Below are 16,349 nucleotides of genomic sequence, written 5' to 3'. Positions count from 1 at the left end.
CCAACTGAACGGAGATCCAAGGTGAGGCGCATTTTCAACCAGGGAGCGACCCTGACACCCTCAACGAACGCGGATCAGATGACGCAGTCTGCAAGTTATGCTTCCCATATGCCGTCAGCGCGAATTGTGCGGTCCAGGTCGCGCGCCGGTGAGTCCGGAAATTGGCATGAATTTACGTCCAGCAAGGAGAGCAATGCGCAGGGCGGCTGGGTGTCGGACGGCTACAGGACCAGCCATTGCGCGCCCGGCTACGGCCTACATTACAACAAAACGCACAGTTCCGGCTATTATGGCGCGCTTTGGGGGAACATCGAAAAGCCCCTGATCCTCGACGTTCTTCGCCCCTTGAGCGGAGCGAGCCGAAACTGCCTCGATTTCGCATGCGGAACAGGTCGCATCGCCGAGGTAGCCGCCGGCCTCTTCAGCGAGGTGGTTGGCGCCGACGTTTCCAGAACTATGCTCGACAGCGCTCAAGTACCGCCCAATGTGAGTTTGCGTCACGTCGACGTTACAAGGGAGCAGTTGGGTATGACGTTCGATGTGGTAACCGCATTTCGTTTTTTCCTGAACGCAGAGGATGAACTGAAATGGCATGCACTGAAAGCGATCAATGAGCACCTGAAAGATGGCGGGCGGCTTGTGTGCAACGTTCACATGAATGCGACGTCGCCCGTCGGCCTGGCGTGCCGGCTGCTCAATCGAGTGTCTGGACGCACAATTCGCCACACGCTGAGCGCAGCGAGGTTCAAGGCCCTCCTGACTGCCTCGGGATTCACCGTCGAGCAGACGATACCGTACGGTTACCTGCCTCGGCCGGGAAACCTGTTGCCAGGGTTCTGTGAAATGATGATGCAGCCTGTCGAGAAGGCCTGCAGAAGGCTTTGCGTTCCTGGCCAGCTGGCGCAACACTTCCTGGTTGTTGCGAGGAAGCGCTAAATCCCGAGAAAGCCCCGAAAACGGCAGGCAGCGGTTTTCTTGGGGTGGCTCGCCCGGCATGAAACCCCGTCTAAATACGGTGGAACGGCAGTTTTCCCCCGATTTAATATGTGGGTTCCGGGTTTCTCGGGTCAGCGCCACGATTTTGCTACATTTTGACTAAAGTCCAATCATGTTAGTGGGGCGTAATATTAGAAGGCTAAGGGGATACGCTCCTGAACAGCAAGAGAATGTCCGTGCCCAGTGGGGCCAGTGAGCTTGCGCAACGATCTCTCACGGGAGGTCGAAACCCATGAACCCTGGTGGAAGGAGTTCGTCGGATCTGCGAGGCGCAATGCTTGGGACCGTGCCTGGCCTGGTAGGCGTCGGCGTCTTCTCGGCAGTCATAAACCTTCTCGCCCTGACCGGCTCGGTCTATATGCTGCAAATTTACGATCGCGTTTTACCTTCGCAGAGCGTTCCGACGCTTGTCGGGTTCACCATCGGAATGCTGGGTCTTTACGCTGTCTACGGGCTGCTGGATTTCGTGCGGCTGCGCCTGCTGGTTCGAGTGGGCAATCGTGTCCATAGGAATTTGAAGCAGAGGGTGTTCGGCCTCTCGCTGTCCTTGCCGCTCTTTGGCGGGCAGGATGCGAACCGGATACAGCCCCTCCGTGATCTCGATCAGCTACGCGGCTTCCTTTCCGGAATGGGGCCGACTGTCATCTTCGACGCGCCGTGGATTCCATTTTACCTGCTGATCATCTATTTCCTGCATCCCGCGCTCGGTGTGTTGTCCACAAGCGGTGCGATCATTGTCGTGCTGCTCACGGTCATGGCGGAAGTTCTTGGCCGCACATCGGTGACACGCGCGTCCGAGACGCTGGTGTCGCAGCGCAATCTCGCCGAATCCGGACGCCGCAACGCGGAGGTCGTACGCGCGATGGGCCTTTCCGCACGGCTTGCCCACCGCTGGGGCGAGATCAATAACGCATATCTGAGGCACCAAGAGAAGCTTTCCGACGTCGTCGGCGCCACCGGGGCACTCTCTAGGGCACTGCGTTTGGCCTTGCAGTCCTGCGTTCTCGGACTGGGTGCCTACCTGGTGATAGGAGGCGAAGCCTCGCCAGGCGTGATCATCGCATCCTCCATCTTGCTGGGCCGCTCATTGGCTCCTGTTGACGCCGCTATCGCGAACTGGCGAGGCTTCGCCGCGTTCCGGCAAAGCTATTCGCAACTGGCAACGGCCCTGGCCGCTTTTCCTGGCCGGGACGAACATATGGAACTTCCGCGCCCCCAAGCGGAGCTTGCGGTCGAGGACCTGACTATAGCGCCACCGGGCCAGCAAAAACCGACGGTAGCCAATGTCAGCTTCCGCCTGGCCGCAGGGACGGGAATGGCCGTTGTCGGCCCGAGCGGTTCTGGCAAAAGCACGCTTGTGCGCGCGCTGGTGGGCGTCTGGCAGCCACTTCGCGGCACGGTGAGGCTGGACGACGCCTCGCTTGACCAATGGGACCAAGAACGTCTTGGCGCACATATTGGCTACCTGCCCCAGGACGTCGAACTGTTTGATGGAACGGTTGCCGATAACATTTCGCGATTTGGCGGGAAGGGCGACGCCAAGGGCGTGCTTGCAGCTGCCAAGGCAGCGGGCGTCGACAAAATGATCCTGCGATTGCCGAACGGTTTTCAAACTCGCATGGGCGAGGGAGGAACAGCGTTGTCGGCTGGACAGCGGCAACTCGTAGGGCTTGCCAGGGCACTTTACGGCGATCCGTTTCTCGTCGTTCTGGACGAGCCGAATTCAAATCTGGACGTCGATGGCGATACCGCCTTGGCCGGCGCGATCCTGGCAGTGCGCAGACGTGGAGGCATCGTCATCGTAGTTGCGCACCGTCCTTCTGCCCTTACCAACATCGACAGGGTACTCGTAATGTCCAATGGGATGCTTCACGCCTTCGGCTCACGCGAGGAGGTCCTGGCCAACGTCATCCGCCCCTTTGCTGCGCCTGTTGAACGCCCGGCAGCGGCCGTCGCGATGCACAAAGGGGTGAGCGGTCATGCATGAGGGATATTTTTTTGTCTGAGGCGACGATGGCTCCATCGGCCCCGATCGGCAATGGGAGCCGGCGCAACGCGATGATTTCGGGCACGCGCGATGGAATCAGGGCCAACCTGATCCTGGGGGCGGCGGTCACGGTTACGTTGCTTGCCGGCGGCGGGCTCTGGCTCGGTCTGACCAAGATTGCTGGCGCGGTAATTGCGCCTGCGACCGTGGTGGTCGAGAGCAACATAAAGAAGGTGCAGCATCTGACGGGCGGCACGATAGGTGGCATCTTCGCGCAAGACGGGGATCATGTACGGGCCGGCGATGTGATGGCACGGTTGGACGACACACTGACACGGGCCAATCTGCAGATAATTAGCAAGGATCTTGATCGGGCAACGGTTCGGCTTGTGCGGCTGGAGGCAGAGCGGCAAGGCCTGTCGGAGATGCAGCTTCCGTTCAGCCTTCAAGCGCGAATGGGCGAGCCGGAACTGGCTGCCCTGGTGAACGGTGAGCGCACGCTGTTCGAAAGCCGCGCTACGGCCCTCAACGGGCAGAAGGCACAATTGCAAAGCCGCTCAAAGCAACTCGAACGCCAAGTTGAGGGCCTCAAGGCGCAACAGACCGCGGAAGAACAATCCGTGGTCCTGCTGGATGGCGATCTTGTCGATGTACAGGCGCTTTTTACAAAGAAACTGGTGTCCAAAGAGCGACTTAGCAACATCAGGCTGGATGCCACCCGGGCGCACGGAGAATCGGGGCGCCTCGCGGCGGCAGTTGCCGAGGCGCAGGCCCGGATCAGCGAGACCGAATTGCAAATTCTTCAGCTCGATGAACAAAGGCGTAGTGACGTGACGAGCGAACTTCGTGAAACGGAAGCCAAGCAAACCGAACTCAGCGAGCGCAAGGTTGTGGCACAGGACGAACTGGCCAAAACCACCATCCGCGCTCCGCAATCGGGAACGGTACAGGAATCTTCCATTCACACGATCGGCGGCGTGATTGCCGCGGGCGAGGTTCTCATGATGATCGTCCCTGACACCGGCAACCTTGTGGTCGACGCGCTGATTGCGCCGTCGCGCATAGATGACGTTCGTCCAGGTCAGCGGGTCTCGATCCGGTTTCCGGCTTTCGACGCCGGCACCACGCCTGCCTGCCAAGGGTCTGTCAAGCGCATCTCGGCGGACCTGATAAAAGATCAACAGCGCCAGCTTTCTTATTTCTCGGCGCGCATCAATGTCGAAGACAAGTCCACCTGTCTGACCGATGCCAAAGTGCTCAAACCCGGTATGCCAGCGGAGGTTCACATAAGTACGGACGAACACAGCGTCTGGTCTTATCTGCTGAAGCCGCTTACCGACCAGATGTCGAGGGCTTTCCGGCAATGACATGGCGGCTGTGAGCGGTCGACCGCGGGAACACGGCAGGCGTGCTTGCTGACATATTAGGGTAGGCGACGTGATGCCGACAGGGGTGACGCCTGCGGCCGACGCGCGAGGCTCGTCTGGGACATTGTCCCGGCTACAAGGATACCCCAACAGGATTTTCCTGGCCGCCTCACCAAGTCCTGCCCCGACAACAGCGTTAGTGTCCTGTCATCTTTTGCGCAACAAACAGCGCATACCGTTCCACGATCATCAACATGGGCAATTGCCTCACGAGGAGAGGTTCTTTGCTTCCTACGACGCGGCGAGGGCCCTGCGGCGGACACGGCGTGCGGCATGCACCGTTCGGTCTGCAGTCACCGCTACATTTGCCACGTCAGACGTATGCGGCAAGGCGTTCGCGCTTCCATGCGACCTCTTGTAGGGCAGCAATTCCCTGACCCGAGCATTGACCGAGGCAATTTCGACCCGCAAGTCCTCGCATTCCTGCCGTCTCACATCGAGTTCAATCTGATCGGACGCCTGCTGCATGGACAGCTGTGCAAAATCTGCGGCGATCTTGGAAAGGTTCACCTTGTTGGTTTCGGCCTCCTCGGTGAGTGCGGCCAACCTTTCGTCGGTCACCTGTTTTTCCGCCAGGGCGTCGCTCCATTGTAGCTGGAGCCTGGCGATCTCGGCCGCGGCCTCGTTGTTTGCGATTGAGGCGAGTTCGAAGCGCGATTGGAGACTTTGAATTTCTGAGCGCAATCCTCGGTTCTCAGCCTGGCAGCGTTTAAGCTCGCCATCCATGTCCGCCTGCATAATCCTGGCTGCTTCGGTCACCTCCCATAGCTTCGCCTGCGCAACCTCGAGTGAGGTGTGCAACTTGATTGCCTCTTTTTCGCTCTTGCCGAGCGCACTCAGCATTTCGGAATTTCGCGCAGCTTCGTTGGCATGGATCGTGGAGAAGGCATCCAGCCTATGCCGTGCCTCTTCCTCCCGCTTCATGGCCTTTTCCAGGTCAATAGACAGGCTCACATTCTTTTCACGCAGCTGTTTGTTCTCTCGGGAGCGCCTGTCGGCCTCGACATTTGCGGCGGCAAGCATGTTCGTGAGGTCGCCAAATTCCGCTTCGTTCTTTGTGGTGGTGTTCGCCGCTTCGACCAGCTCCAGCCTTGCCGCGGCCAATGCGCCACGGAGCACTTTGCACTCCTGAACAAGGCTTGCCTGGCGCTGCTGCAATGTCTCGACCGTGCCCTGACGCTCACAGTACCGTCTGTTCAGGTCATTGAGTGTTTCCGACAAGCTCCTTTGATCTGCGATCAGATTTTGATTCGCCAACTCCAGTTCGTTGGCACGGAGAATGTCCGCGTGAAGGATGTGAAAAAACTCGAACGTCAGTTGACATGTGCTTGTAATTTCGGAGATTTTTGCGTTGATCTCCTCGAAATGGAGCTTGGCATCGTGGAACAAGCCGTTAAACGAGCTCACGGCAGCAATTCGGCTCTGCGTGTGTGAGGTCAGCCGATGTGCTGGTATCGGCGAGCTATCATCGTCGTCGCCGGCACCGCCCTCACTCCATACGCTGTCATCCTGTTCGTTGTTGTCGCCTGCCATGTTTGGCACGTCGGCGACATCCTCCAAATCGAGGCACTGGTCGACAGCGTTAGCCAAGTCAGCTTCGAGATCGTCGAACGACCTCTCCACATTGTCCTCGGCGCGTCTGATCAAATCCCTGAACTTCATGACTTCATCCCCTGCAGCCGCATGCCCGGAACCATTGAGGCACGAGGACTGAGATGCTTTTGTATCGAGAGCTCAACTCAGCGTCTTCGTTCAATCAAACGATGCCAGGGCGCCGGCGCCGCGAGGAGCCGAGAGCTGCGATTGGAAGGCCCTACATCGGTCTAGGTGCCTGCTGACTTATTCTTGAGGACTGCGCGGCTCCCCTTCTTGCCATCGTCTTGGCGTCAATGGTGTGTTGCCTGGGCACATTAACGCTCAGGTGCAGAAGCCCCGACGAACGGCCCGGCACAGCCTCTTGTGGGGCGCATCAGGCGGCCGGGCCTAACCGGCGGTTGAGTGTTTTGGTTTGCCGGCTGACTCACCATGCGACATTGGCGAGGCAAGCGCATCATTCGAACGAATTGGGGACCGGCCGCCTGGCCGCTCAATCACACTAAGCTTCCGTTGCCGGAGCTGGCGACGAGGTGCTTTGCCTCGAGCATTGGTATCTACATACGAAGCGGCAATACGCGCCGATGGAGCAGTGGTCCGACCCGTCAAACTATCGCTGCAAAATGCGCGGCGGAAGGCATCCGAGGATATTCTCCGTTCAGCGGTAGGAGATCGAACGCGGGCGATCTTGCTGAATTCCCCAAACAATCCCGGCGGATATGTATTCGGCAAGGAGGATCATTGCCACATTTGCCGAGCGGCACAATCTATGGATCATCAGCGATGAGGTTTACCGCAGCACAATATTCAACGGCGAGTTCCTCTCAACAGCATCTGCAGGCTAGGATGGACGCTTGGGCCGGTCTTGGCATCAGTTTGGAAAATCTTGCGCAATGCATGTTTTTCGGATCGCCGACCTGTATTCAGGATGCCGCAGCGGTGGCTCTCGATGAGGCGGTGACGAAGAGATGCGGTTTTCTCAAGCGAACTGCAGCGCTGCATCGTTGATTACGCACGTGGCGCTCCCCTCAAGATAGGTGGTTACCATTCTCGCGCTGCCGGTGAGCATTGGAGTCCGCACTGTGTTGGACGTGCGCTCATGCGTCGGGAAATTTCTTATAGACAGGGGAGGGTCTGTCAGGCTGGAAAATCACAAGCTGCCCCGCGAATGAGGAAGCAAAAAAGGTGCAAGACCAGATCGATTCTTCCGGGCAACTCGGTCCTCGCATCATCGCCGATCAGCGGCCGTACCGTCGAGAACCAAAATGCGCACGATCTCAGCCGGTCGGCTTCGACCAAAACATGCGGACTACCGGACGGGGACAGTCGGTGCCGCGTCCCGTCCTGTGGCCGGCGCTATGCTGACGCTCCTACGGTATCCCGTTCACCGCGGCAGGAGGGCGAATTTCCTCCGTCCTGCGCGGGACAACCGTCCACTGTTGCGGCCGCACGCAGGACTGCGGCTTATACGCCGTTCTTCCTTTGAGCGGCGTCCAGTTCGCAGGGCTAAATCACCATTGGTATGCAGACGAGCCTCTCGGCTCTGGACAGAGATCAATTGCGCTTTGCACCAGGGTTCCTGGATCGTAAGCTCCAAACACGCTGCAGTCGCCTGATATGGTCCACTACGTTGGCCGGCTCATACGGCTTCGCAAGGTGCGGGCCTTCCTGACAAAGGTCGCCCGCCGCGATCGCAGTTCGTTCTACTGCGGCAGAAAGCACTATTTTGACCTCGGGCTTGTTCTCGCGAACCCACTTCGACAGTTGGAACCCGTTCATGTTGCCCGGCAGGTCAACGTCACACAAGACGGTGTCCACACCGAACTCCGCATAGTTCAACGCTTGTTGCGCCTCACGTGCGAAATGGGCCTCAATCACCCTGTAGCCACAGTGGCGGAGATAGTCCGCGATGACGCATCGGGCGATGACGTCGCCGTCAACCACGAGGATCGTTTGGCTCTGTTGGTTCGGGGCTTCCATTGACGGAGAACGGTCAGCAACCGGCAGGGTTCCACGCATCATGACCTGCGCGGGATGCCGACCGAAGATCGCGGCGAGATCCTGCACGAAATGATCCCTGCCGGCGGGCGCATTCAATTCAGCGGAGCGATGCCGCACTGGTGACGCCGTTTGCCACCTGGTCGACGAGACGGGCTAGAAGGCATGGTCTCGAAGCTCGAGGGCAGTCCATATCGCAGCGGCAAACGAGCGCTTGGCGCAAGATCAAGTGCTTTGAGGAAAAGGAAATGCAAATCATCGGTGCACAGCGCGAGCGCGGCAAAGCTACCCAGGTGATCATGGCTGAAAAGGCCTCTACAAAGGCGGCGCACTCGTCAACTTCAATGCCGATGAGCGGCAAGCGCTTTGGGATCGTGTCCAGGGCAAGGTTGGCGGCCCCGGTCCCGAAGGGACATAAAAAGGAAAAGGCCGAGTGGCTGAAGCCCGGACTGGTTGGCTGGGTCGAGACCCTCAAAGGCGAAGAGAAGCTGCGGCACGCAAGGCTGCTGGATTTCCGGGAGGATGATGCAAATGGCCATGCCTAAGAAAGATCAGGAACGCGCCACCTACGCCTGGATGTACGGCGCCCAAGCGCGCAAGGATGGCAAGGAGCGTGAGGTGCCAGCTTACTGGCAGGAACATGCCGACGCGTGGCTGCAGGGCTTTGACGGTGTGGCGATGGACGGTTTTGGCAAGACCAAAACCGTCAACAACGAGATGGAGGCCGAGGTCGACGAAGCTGCCGTCGAGCGCCCCGACGAATAGCCATTTTGCCGTATGCCGTATGGTTGTTTTTAATTGGAGAAGGGTTTCGTTGGGCCTATAAAGATTGCGTTTACCATTGCCTTTTTAGGGAGAATGCGATGGTTGCAACGCCCATAGAAATCGCTCAAGCCGCTACTGCGACTACGGCCACCTTGCTGAAGTGGCAGAAGTCCATGGAGGAACGCGCCACGTTTCGCCAGAACATGGATCAATCGCGCAGGGCGATTCAAGCCTCACGCGATCTGCTGAAGCGCCTTCGCCAACGTCATCGCGACGACATGGCGGAAAGTTCGGAAATGCCAACCCGTCTACTGTGCCGATATCGCAACGCGCCGGCAGCTAGCGGGAGGCGACCAGAGCCGATGTGAAGGAGAAAGTTTCAGTGGGCTGTTCCTGGGGTGGGCAGGCAAGTTAAACTTTGTCAACGAGCGGCCTTTTTCGCGCTCGCGGAAGTGCCACGTGGCTTTCGACCAGGCGCACGTGCTCGGCGTCGACAGTCACCAATGGCCGGAGGCTGACGGTTACCTTGTCCCCGTCGATGCGTGTGACAGGGCCGATCAATTCCATATGCTGGCCAATTACAGCCTTCGAAGTCGAATCGACAACAGAATGCGGGAAGTCGTAGGAGGGGATCGTCACGCTTATGCGATCGGGCGTCACCCGGCTGCGCACAATCGCCGTGACTGCGACCTCGTCGCCAACTTTGATACTTCCCCGAGCCATGCCCAACACTTTGGAGCAGCCGGCACCGGCGTCAAGATGAGGGGGAGCTAATAAAACCCCTCCGCGCCGCGATTGTGACGCGGGGCGATCCGATCGCCGCCAGCGACTTAGCAGACCAATTGATGACAGCGGCCGAGAAGCCTGGCATCCCTGCCGACCAAATCAACGGCGAAATCGAAAGCGTTCCAACTGCTCTTAGAGGTGATGCGGCGCGAGAGTTGCGCGAGGAGAACCAGCCCGGAGGCTTCTCCGGGGCTGTGCCGGTCCTGTCCCGTTCCAGCGGATGAACTGCGCCTTCTGGCCGGTGACCGTCTCAATCGACTTCAACAGGGGTCCATGGGCCTCAGGTAGAGCTTGGCAGTGCTCCCTGTGGTACGCCAGGAGCGGCCCGGCGATGCTCTTGTGCAGCGCTTCGGCTGCCGCCAGGAAGCGCTCGATTTCAGCCCGGGAAAGCTGTTCGGAAGGTTTGTTCTGGCCATTGGCGCTCTCCATTGAGGGCGTCGCCGCAACGAGGACCATAATCCTACATGCCAGGCCGTCTGACAAGCGCCTCGCCGGCCTTACCTGAAGGAAGACGCAGGGCCACGGCGCCAAGCGGAGCCATCAGGAGCAACCCGCAAAGATGAGCAACGGCAGGCCCGGCGACCTCCTTTGGCACATGGGACAAACAAGAAGGGCGCCGAGCCTTACCGGCGCTGCTTTGTGAGGGAGACGACGCTGGATGATGAGAGTATGCGATCATGCTAATGTCTGCGAACCATGCGAATGAAGGAAAGCCGCGTGGCAGTGCCAATCAACGACGTTGAGACCAAGGTCGGCGGGTGCGATCAGGTTCGGACCATGATGACGGGCTGGTTGGCCTGCACATGGTGGTGGCTACCGCGCTACCGCCTTGCTTTGCGCCAGCCGACGGCCCATGCCTCTGCCTCGCTGCACAGCCAGCGCTCGCTGTACTGAAACTGATCGTCGTCTTCCAGTAATGCTCCTGCCCTGGAACGTGATAAATCGCTCATCGGTACTGGTGGAAATGTTGCCCTTGATATCGCGGCTCCCCGCGCCGGCCGTGCGGGTGCCACTCAGCCAGCCAGCTGGGATGAGCCGGTCAGGGAACCATCACCAGCGCCGGCAGATATTGCCGTCGCCACATCCACCGCCCCTTTGCGTTCTTGCGCCAGCGGTCGGCCTGATCCGCACCTTGATGACGCTGGACTTTGCCCACGCCCTCTCCCCCGAGTGCAGAATGCTTCCAAAGCGGTAGCGAGTCCAGACCGGAACATTAGCGCCGTCTAACGGTCATTTCGGCAGTGTTCCGAACCGTGATTGGTAGAGCGTTGGTGGCGTTTCATCTTGTCTATTTTTCCGGCCTGACGGCAGACCAGCTGCTAGGCAGCGCCGTTTCTATGATAGTGTGTTTGCTGCTTTATCACGCTCTAGCTACGGACCCTTAACTGATGGTCCACTTCCCGGCTACCCGGCAATCGAAGGTCGCGCGACGTTCCCGACTTTTTCAGCATGATGAGAAGGGCCTCTAGGATTTGTTGTGCGCCCGTAGCCAGTGCCCATGCATTCGCGACGATCTCTCACGCTCTGTCATCCCGCCCTCCTAAAATATGTGGTCGGAGCGTGCTTTAGAAAGCTTCGCCCCAGCAGGGGCGTGCTTGACGATTTCGGCGAACAGAAAAAGTCGCCGGCTCCGCCCGACCAGGCCGGGATGGTCGTTGGGAAATTTGTTGACGGCGCTCGTGTTCACCTCACGTCCAACGCGGTTGAATTGCAGCTGACCGTCGAAGTCGTGGCTGAGAATGTCCTTGAGGCTGGTCCTTTGGTCCCCGGGTCCAGCCAGGCGTCATAGTATGCCTGGTAGAGAATGAGAGGCTGTTGATCATGTGATGCTGGTGCAGCTGGTTATGTCGAGATTGGAATTGTAAGCCCAAAGCCCGGCGAACGAGAAAGGCGCGTGGGCTGGCTGGGGCAAAGCGCGCAGCTGAATGACCGGAAGCTGCAGACGGACGATTGGTCACCCTTCTCTACGAGCAATCCGGCCTGCTCGGAGTGTCAGGGATATCCGGTGATATGCGGACGCTAATCGACTCCGATGATCCTCTTGCCGCCGAAACAGTCGATCTCTTCGTCTATCGTATCGCACGCGAGATCGGGTCGCTGGCCGCTGCGATAGGCGGACTGGACACGCTGGTGTTCAAGGCAGGCGTAGGCCAAAACGCCCAATGTATTCGAGAGAGGGCCGGGGCTGTGGCCGGCTGGCTTGCGGTTAATATCGACCACAAGCTGAATGGACGAGGCGACGAGGTCATCAGCCTTGCTGGTTCCGACGTCGACGTGCTTGTGATCCCCACGGATGAAGAGAGAGCCGTGGGGATCCAGCTGCTATCTGTGCGCCCTCAAGCTTTGTCGCTCGTGCCCTGAGCGCCGAACCTGATGCTACTGGCGCGGCGGGTGTCTCGACCTGTCAGGAGTTCGGCGGCAGCAGCATGGTCCGATAGCCGGCCATCAAGGCGATCAAGGTTGCTGCAACCAGCGGCAACCAGAACTTGGTCGGTCCGGCAAATACTGCCAGCGATGCGCGGCGATGCCGTCAGCACCGTCAGGAACCAGACCTCCCACGGGTTGAAACCGCCCATGGGTCAATCGTCCGGTTTGGCAACAAGGGCCAAGATGATCGCTGCCGCAGCCGTGCGGCAAGACATTTGCGGCGGTGTTCCTCCGGCAACGACTTGTTTCAGCTAGTTGTGGAGGTGCGACAATTGAAATCCGGGCTGGCGTTCGACGCCGGATAACAGCGATTCCGCCGATCGGAACATGTCCTCGAATTCCAACTCGTTTTCAAACACCACGCCGCCGACGCTGATGGTCAGCGTGTCCGCGGTTCCTTTTGGCGCGAAATAGGCTTGGGCCACGCGCGCCCGGATACGGTCGCCGATCTCCCTGGCGTCGTCTTCTGTCGCACCGGGCAGAAAGACCCCGAACATGGAGGTTCCGATCCGGCCCACCAGATCTTCCTTGCGTACCGATGACTGGATGGTCGAGGCTATGAGCCGCAAGGCTTCGTCACCCCAGCCAAGGCCGAAGCGCAGATTGATGGACCTGATGTGTTCGGGATGAATGACCAGGAAGGCGCCAGATCTTGGACCAGACGATTCCGGCCTGGTTGCTCTCCTTTCGACCATCGACGTGAAGACTGTCCGGTTGAGGCAGCCTGTCAGGCTGTCAAAGGTCGCCGACTTGTTGAGTTCTCTTCGATAACGGACGAGCTCGGTCCGCTGCAGTCCAATGAACAGGAAAAGTGGGCCACCGACGATGACCGGCAACAGGATCGCGGTGACCATGCTGCGGCCGAAGGGCGTCAAGGCTTCCGAGAACAGAAGCAGATAATTTAGGCCAACCGAGAGGAGCAGAATTCCCGCCGATCCCAGGGCAGTCAGCCATGCGATATCTTTCCATTGCCGGGGCGAGCTATTCGCCATTGGTGTCATCATTAGCCAATCTCCCGCCTGATCGGCTGTCATAAGGCCAAGGTGCTGCACTTTCAGTTTCGAGGAAACATACAATTTTAGTAATGGCGCAATCACCTACCATCGGCCCGAAATCAGCCCTTCAAAAGCAAGGCTACGGCGGCAAAAGCAACGACACCGAATTATCGGCTATTGCGGCGGGCCGAATATCCCCATCTGCGCGTCTCTGGCCACTGCCTCCGCCTTGCCATAGATTCCATTCGCCAAGGCCGTCGCCCAGCCATTGGAAACAAGCCACGCGCCGACATCCTGCTTGCCCAAGCTGCACGGTGCCGCAATGGCAAAACGATCGATTTCCGGCGGCACGACGCATTTCAGCGCCCGGCCGCGCAGCCAGGAATTGAACGTCGCGCGCGCACGCTGGCCGCAAGGCCAGGCGATGCCACGAAAGGAACAGGTCTCATCCAGGTCAATGCCTTGGATCCCGCTGATGGCTACCTTGCGCCCCATCGATTCGAAGGTTGCCGACGAGGTAGCAACCGGTTGGTACAGCAGGACCTCTTTCCAATCCTTTGGCATTCGCATCCCTGCAGGCGCGGCCAGACCAAGGTCGCTGAGCGGCGGGCGCGGCTCGACCCGTTCGATTTGCGCCGAATCAAGCTGTGGCGGCGCGATAAGGTCCTGAGCAATCTTGCGTGCCCGTCCTCGCCATGGCGTATTGGCGACGGTCGCAACTGGTCGCAGTGGCTGGCTATCGTCGATGGATTGACGCGGCGCTGGTATCGGCCGATCGATGGGAAGCAGATCGGCGGCCCGGATGATCAACAAGACCCCGGCCAGGAGGAGCAGGCTTCCGAGCGCTATCAAGCGATTGTGCCTCGGCCAGCCCATCAACTCAAGCAAGGTTCCTTGCCCCTCAATACCCCGATGTCGATTTGGCGACCAGCTTGAGTGCACCTTTTTGAACCTGATAGAAGGGCATGGATCGCTCACTGGAGCCATCCGCCCGAAACCGGAACAGGCCGGTCGATCCGCGAAATCCGCTCCGATTTTCGAGCACCTGCTTGCTGAAGCCGTCAGGCCCGGCCGAACTTGCAATTCCTGCTGTCAGGGCGACCATATCATAGGCGTAGGCGACATTGGCGTCGGCTGGATAATTGTAGGTCGTCTTGAAGCGGTCGGCGATTGGGCCGGTTTCGGTTGGGTCGAGCGTGGCGATATAGGAGCCTTCAAACAGCGGCTCCATCGGATGTTCCAGCCAGCGGTTGGTTCCAATGACGGCGACTGCTTTTCCGGGAATGCCTTTCGTTTTGAGCGCCGCAAGGATCTGCGCCGGATTGTCGTCGCCGCTGGCGATGATGATGGCATCGGGAGCCTCGACCAGCGAGCCCGCATCATTGACCACTTTGGTGCCGCCATCGCCGGCCGGATACGGAATGGTGACGGCGAGTGTCGCGCCATAGATGCTGAGGCTGTTGGCGACCCGCTTTTCAACCACGCCGGCATTCGCGCCCGCCGCAACGAGCAACACGAACTTCTTGCTGCCTTTGGCCGCCAGGCCGGCTGCGCCCGCGGCCGCGCTGTCGGCCTCGTTGAGGCGCACCGCATAGACGCCCGGGCCGCCGGCGAAATTGTCGGCCAGCGCCAGCACCGGCGGTCGCTTCGATCCCGAGAGCTTGGCTATGTGCTGCGCGGCCGCGAGTTCGACCGGGCCGATGACGATCTTGGTTCCAGTGGTGATCGCCTTCACAGCCAATTCGCTGGCGTGCGCGCTGTCGCCCTTGGTGTCCTCGACCGTGACCGTGAGCAGGACATTTCCAAGGTCGGCCATCGCGAGCTTGGTCGCATCGAGCATCTTCCTGCCGTTTTCGCCGGCGTTGCCCGGGGCCGACAAAGGCAGCAGCATCGTGACCTTCGTCGATCCCGTGCCGAGCGATTGCGTCGCCTGGGCGGGACCGGCAACGGCGCCGGTGACCGGCGCTCCAGGTGCGGCGATCGCCGCCGGGTCGAGCGCGTCCGAGACGCTGCCTTTCGACTGGCAGCCCGACACTATGCCAGCTAACGCAAAGACGATCGCCCACGTCCACGAACCGTGTCGCTGCCGGCCAGAATCCATGATGCCTCCCTCATATCCCGCCGGGTATTTGTCCCGGTCTCATCCGTTCATCTTACGGCAGACTTGCCTCGCCGTCTTTGCAATTGCTGGATTATGGCTCAGCCGTCGAAAAGTTTTGCCCGGAGCGCCTTGATCATTCTGGCTTGCCCGGCGCTTCGATAGTCCGCGCATTTCATGTATCGTGGGCCCGGCACGAACAGGCGGCGCACACAAATCCGCCTCGCCGGGGCAGGGGCACCATCGTCTCCTGCTGTCGGGAATGCGGAGAATCCGAACGTCGCCACCGGCAATGGCCCGGCCACCGCAAAACCTTCTCTCGCCAGGATTGCAAGCGCACGCCGGCAGTAGCGGACCGAAAGTTCGGAGAACCGGGTTTCACCGTGCCCGGCACGATACTTCATGACGGTGGTGCAGAGATCGCCTGCGGCAAGGCTGTTTGCCTGCGCCAGATATCTGACGCCGAGCGCGATGTTGGTCGCCGGCGCGCCAAGCTCGTCGAGCGAGCCACGAAAGCCCAGCATTCGGGCCGTCGCGGGCATTACCTGCATCAACCCGACCTCACCATCGGCGCCGTGCACATCGGGATCGAATCCGCTTTCGATCTCCATCACCGCGTGCGCCAGCACCGGCTCCAGGCCGTAGAGCGATGCCTGGCACGTCGCGAACGCCTTGAATGTCTCGCGCGTCCATTCCGGAGCGACATCGCAGCGAACCGGCCGCGTCAAGCCGGACGGAGCTTGCTGCTCGAGGGCAGGTCGTTCCAGCCAGTTGGCACGGGCTTCAGGGGCAAAAACGGCCAGTGCGATCGCTCCGGCAATCGCTCTCGACAATCTTCCACGGGCGATCATCGTCAGCCTGTCGGCGCGACTTGATCCCTTTCGGTCAGTTCATGTACTCGACCATGCGGTCGTGGAAGCACTCGCACTTGTTGAGCGTGTCCTCGTCCTTGTAGTTCGTCTTGAGGTAGCCATAGGCCATGCCGCAGGCGACCTTGGCTTCCGACGCCCAGACGAAGGCGGGGCGGGACGAATTGATCCATTCCGAGCTGTTGGCGACGGCCACCGACTCGTCCATCAGCTTGACCACCTGGACCTTGAGATCGACGATGTTGTCGTTCAACACCAGGTTCGATGTGCCGACGGTCCGGCAATAGTCGGCCACCGGCCCGTCGATGATGTCGGCGGCATAGCCCGTCGACCCGACTGCCAGCAACAGCGTCGCAGCGGAAACCAACAGTCTTACGGAACGTTTCATGATGAGATCCCCCTCTGTAT

At 59.7% G+C, this 16,349-nt stretch carries 17 protein-coding genes; 9 read left to right on the top strand and 8 right to left on the bottom strand.

Annotated features, from left to right (window positions below; translation table 11 throughout):
* Positions 1 to 21 precede the first annotated feature (21 nt).
* From AC3EMP_RS27555 to AC3EMP_RS27545, 3 genes are all read left to right on the top strand, one after another.
* Entirely contained in the window at positions 22 to 936 is a 915-nt protein-coding gene (locus AC3EMP_RS27555; protein ID WP_023714702.1) for a class I SAM-dependent methyltransferase, read from the top strand.
* Positions 937 to 1,270: 334 nt separating this feature from the next.
* Complete coding sequence (locus AC3EMP_RS27550) at positions 1,271 to 2,983, top strand: type I secretion system permease/ATPase (RefSeq protein ID WP_352712168.1); 1,713 nt, start codon at positions 1,271 to 1,273, stop codon at positions 2,981 to 2,983.
* Positions 2,984 to 3,054: 71 nt separating this feature from the next.
* Positions 3,055 to 4,350 carry an HlyD family type I secretion periplasmic adaptor subunit gene (locus tag AC3EMP_RS27545; RefSeq protein ID WP_352712175.1) on the top strand — a complete coding sequence of 432 codons (1,296 nt, stop codon included), beginning with the start codon at positions 3,055 to 3,057 and terminating at the stop codon, positions 4,348 to 4,350.
* A 291-nt stretch (positions 4,351 to 4,641) separates the two neighbouring features.
* On the opposite strand, the gene AC3EMP_RS27540 is transcribed toward AC3EMP_RS27545, so the two are convergent.
* A complete protein-coding gene (locus AC3EMP_RS27540) occupies positions 4,642 to 6,072 on the bottom strand; it encodes a coiled-coil domain-containing protein (RefSeq protein WP_352712169.1) in 1,431 nt (476 codons plus the stop codon).
* A gap of 714 nt (positions 6,073 to 6,786) precedes the next feature.
* Here AC3EMP_RS27540 and AC3EMP_RS27535 point away from each other — a divergent pair.
* The gene (locus tag AC3EMP_RS27535; protein WP_196813616.1) at positions 6,787 to 7,011 is read left to right on the top strand and encodes a hypothetical protein; all 225 of its coding nucleotides are present in this window, start codon (positions 6,787 to 6,789) and stop codon (positions 7,009 to 7,011) included.
* Positions 7,012 to 7,557: 546 nt separating this feature from the next.
* Here AC3EMP_RS27535 and AC3EMP_RS27530 read toward each other — a convergent pair.
* Positions 7,558 to 8,070 carry a response regulator gene (locus AC3EMP_RS27530; protein WP_023753040.1) on the bottom strand — a complete coding sequence of 171 codons (513 nt, stop codon included), beginning with the start codon at positions 8,068 to 8,070 and terminating at the stop codon, positions 7,558 to 7,560.
* Positions 8,071 to 8,249: 179 nt separating this feature from the next.
* On the opposite strand from AC3EMP_RS27530, the gene AC3EMP_RS27525 reads away from it, so the two are divergent.
* From AC3EMP_RS27525 to AC3EMP_RS27505, 5 genes are all read left to right on the top strand, one after another.
* Positions 8,250 to 8,546 (top strand): hypothetical protein, encoded by a 297-nt coding sequence (locus AC3EMP_RS27525; RefSeq protein ID WP_023824749.1) that lies wholly within the window; start codon positions 8,250 to 8,252, stop codon positions 8,544 to 8,546.
* Positions 8,533 to 8,766 carry a hypothetical protein gene (locus tag AC3EMP_RS27520; protein WP_023670915.1) on the top strand — a complete coding sequence of 78 codons (234 nt, stop codon included), beginning with the start codon at positions 8,533 to 8,535 and terminating at the stop codon, positions 8,764 to 8,766. The genes AC3EMP_RS27525 and AC3EMP_RS27520 overlap by 14 nt, the downstream gene beginning before the upstream one ends.
* A gap of 98 nt (positions 8,767 to 8,864) precedes the next feature.
* Positions 8,865 to 9,134: a hypothetical protein gene (locus tag AC3EMP_RS27515; RefSeq protein WP_023824750.1), complete on the top strand. Its 270-nt coding sequence runs from the start codon at positions 8,865 to 8,867 to the stop codon at positions 9,132 to 9,134.
* Positions 9,135 to 10,254: 1,120 nt separating this feature from the next.
* The gene (locus AC3EMP_RS27510) at positions 10,255 to 10,446 is read left to right on the top strand and encodes a hypothetical protein (RefSeq protein ID WP_352594923.1); all 192 of its coding nucleotides are present in this window, start codon (positions 10,255 to 10,257) and stop codon (positions 10,444 to 10,446) included.
* Between the two features lie 1,056 nt (positions 10,447 to 11,502).
* Positions 11,503 to 11,913 carry an acetate/propionate family kinase gene (locus AC3EMP_RS27505; RefSeq protein ID WP_023807288.1) on the top strand — a complete coding sequence of 137 codons (411 nt, stop codon included), beginning with the start codon at positions 11,503 to 11,505 and terminating at the stop codon, positions 11,911 to 11,913.
* Here AC3EMP_RS27505 and AC3EMP_RS27500 read toward each other — a convergent pair.
* The 6 genes from AC3EMP_RS27500 to AC3EMP_RS27475 form a co-directional block, all read right to left on the bottom strand.
* Positions 11,889 to 12,128, bottom strand: coding sequence for a hypothetical protein (locus AC3EMP_RS27500; RefSeq protein WP_023696398.1), 240 nt, complete (start codon positions 12,126 to 12,128; stop codon positions 11,889 to 11,891). The two genes, AC3EMP_RS27505 and AC3EMP_RS27500, sit on opposite strands and share 25 nt — an antisense overlap.
* A gap of 102 nt (positions 12,129 to 12,230) precedes the next feature.
* A complete protein-coding gene (locus AC3EMP_RS27495) occupies positions 12,231 to 12,983 on the bottom strand; it encodes a GGDEF domain-containing protein (protein ID WP_023687765.1) in 753 nt (250 codons plus the stop codon).
* Positions 12,984 to 13,148: 165 nt separating this feature from the next.
* Positions 13,149 to 13,862 carry a thermonuclease family protein gene (locus AC3EMP_RS27490; RefSeq protein ID WP_245260618.1) on the bottom strand — a complete coding sequence of 238 codons (714 nt, stop codon included), beginning with the start codon at positions 13,860 to 13,862 and terminating at the stop codon, positions 13,149 to 13,151.
* Positions 13,863 to 13,875: 13 nt separating this feature from the next.
* On the bottom strand, positions 13,876 to 15,075 hold the full coding sequence (locus AC3EMP_RS27485; protein WP_352713779.1) for an ABC transporter substrate-binding protein: 1,200 nt from the start codon (positions 15,073 to 15,075) through the stop codon (positions 13,876 to 13,878).
* A 98-nt stretch (positions 15,076 to 15,173) separates the two neighbouring features.
* Entirely contained in the window at positions 15,174 to 15,923 is a 750-nt protein-coding gene (locus AC3EMP_RS27480; protein ID WP_352713782.1) for a lytic transglycosylase domain-containing protein, read from the bottom strand.
* Between the two features lie 34 nt (positions 15,924 to 15,957).
* A complete protein-coding gene (locus AC3EMP_RS27475; protein WP_023824758.1) occupies positions 15,958 to 16,329 on the bottom strand; it encodes a hypothetical protein in 372 nt (123 codons plus the stop codon).
* Positions 16,330 to 16,349 lie beyond the last annotated feature (20 nt).

The organism is Mesorhizobium sp. P160219, from assembly GCF_057786095.1.
This window is presented reverse-complemented; position numbering and strand designations above follow the sequence as displayed.

Excerpts from the sequence above, each read along its gene's own strand:
- AC3EMP_RS27510 (WP_352594923.1), top strand. The coding sequence starts at position 10,255 with ATGAAGGAAAGCCGCGTGGCAGTGCCAATCAACGACGTTGAGACCAAG.
- AC3EMP_RS27540 (WP_352712169.1), bottom strand. The coding sequence starts at position 6,072 with ATGAAGTTCAGGGATTTGATCAGACGCGCCGAGGACAATGTGGAGAGG.
- AC3EMP_RS27515 (WP_023824750.1), top strand. The coding sequence starts at position 8,865 with ATGGTTGCAACGCCCATAGAAATCGCTCAAGCCGCTACTGCGACTACG.
- AC3EMP_RS27500 (WP_023696398.1), bottom strand. The coding sequence starts at position 12,128 with ATGGGCGGTTTCAACCCGTGGGAGGTCTGGTTCCTGACGGTGCTGACG.
- AC3EMP_RS27545 (WP_352712175.1), top strand. The coding sequence starts at position 3,055 with ATGATTTCGGGCACGCGCGATGGAATCAGGGCCAACCTGATCCTGGGG.
- AC3EMP_RS27475 (WP_023824758.1), bottom strand. The coding sequence starts at position 16,329 with ATGAAACGTTCCGTAAGACTGTTGGTTTCCGCTGCGACGCTGTTGCTG.
- AC3EMP_RS27535 (WP_196813616.1), top strand. The coding sequence starts at position 6,787 with ATGAGGTTTACCGCAGCACAATATTCAACGGCGAGTTCCTCTCAACAG.
- AC3EMP_RS27485 (WP_352713779.1), bottom strand. The coding sequence starts at position 15,075 with ATGGATTCTGGCCGGCAGCGACACGGTTCGTGGACGTGGGCGATCGTC.
- AC3EMP_RS27550 (WP_352712168.1), top strand. The coding sequence starts at position 1,271 with ATGCTTGGGACCGTGCCTGGCCTGGTAGGCGTCGGCGTCTTCTCGGCA.
- AC3EMP_RS27520 (WP_023670915.1), top strand. The coding sequence starts at position 8,533 with ATGGCCATGCCTAAGAAAGATCAGGAACGCGCCACCTACGCCTGGATG.
- AC3EMP_RS27525 (WP_023824749.1), top strand. The coding sequence starts at position 8,250 with ATGCAAATCATCGGTGCACAGCGCGAGCGCGGCAAAGCTACCCAGGTG.
- AC3EMP_RS27480 (WP_352713782.1), bottom strand. The coding sequence starts at position 15,923 with ATGATCGCCCGTGGAAGATTGTCGAGAGCGATTGCCGGAGCGATCGCA.
- AC3EMP_RS27495 (WP_023687765.1), bottom strand. The coding sequence starts at position 12,983 with ATGATGACACCAATGGCGAATAGCTCGCCCCGGCAATGGAAAGATATC.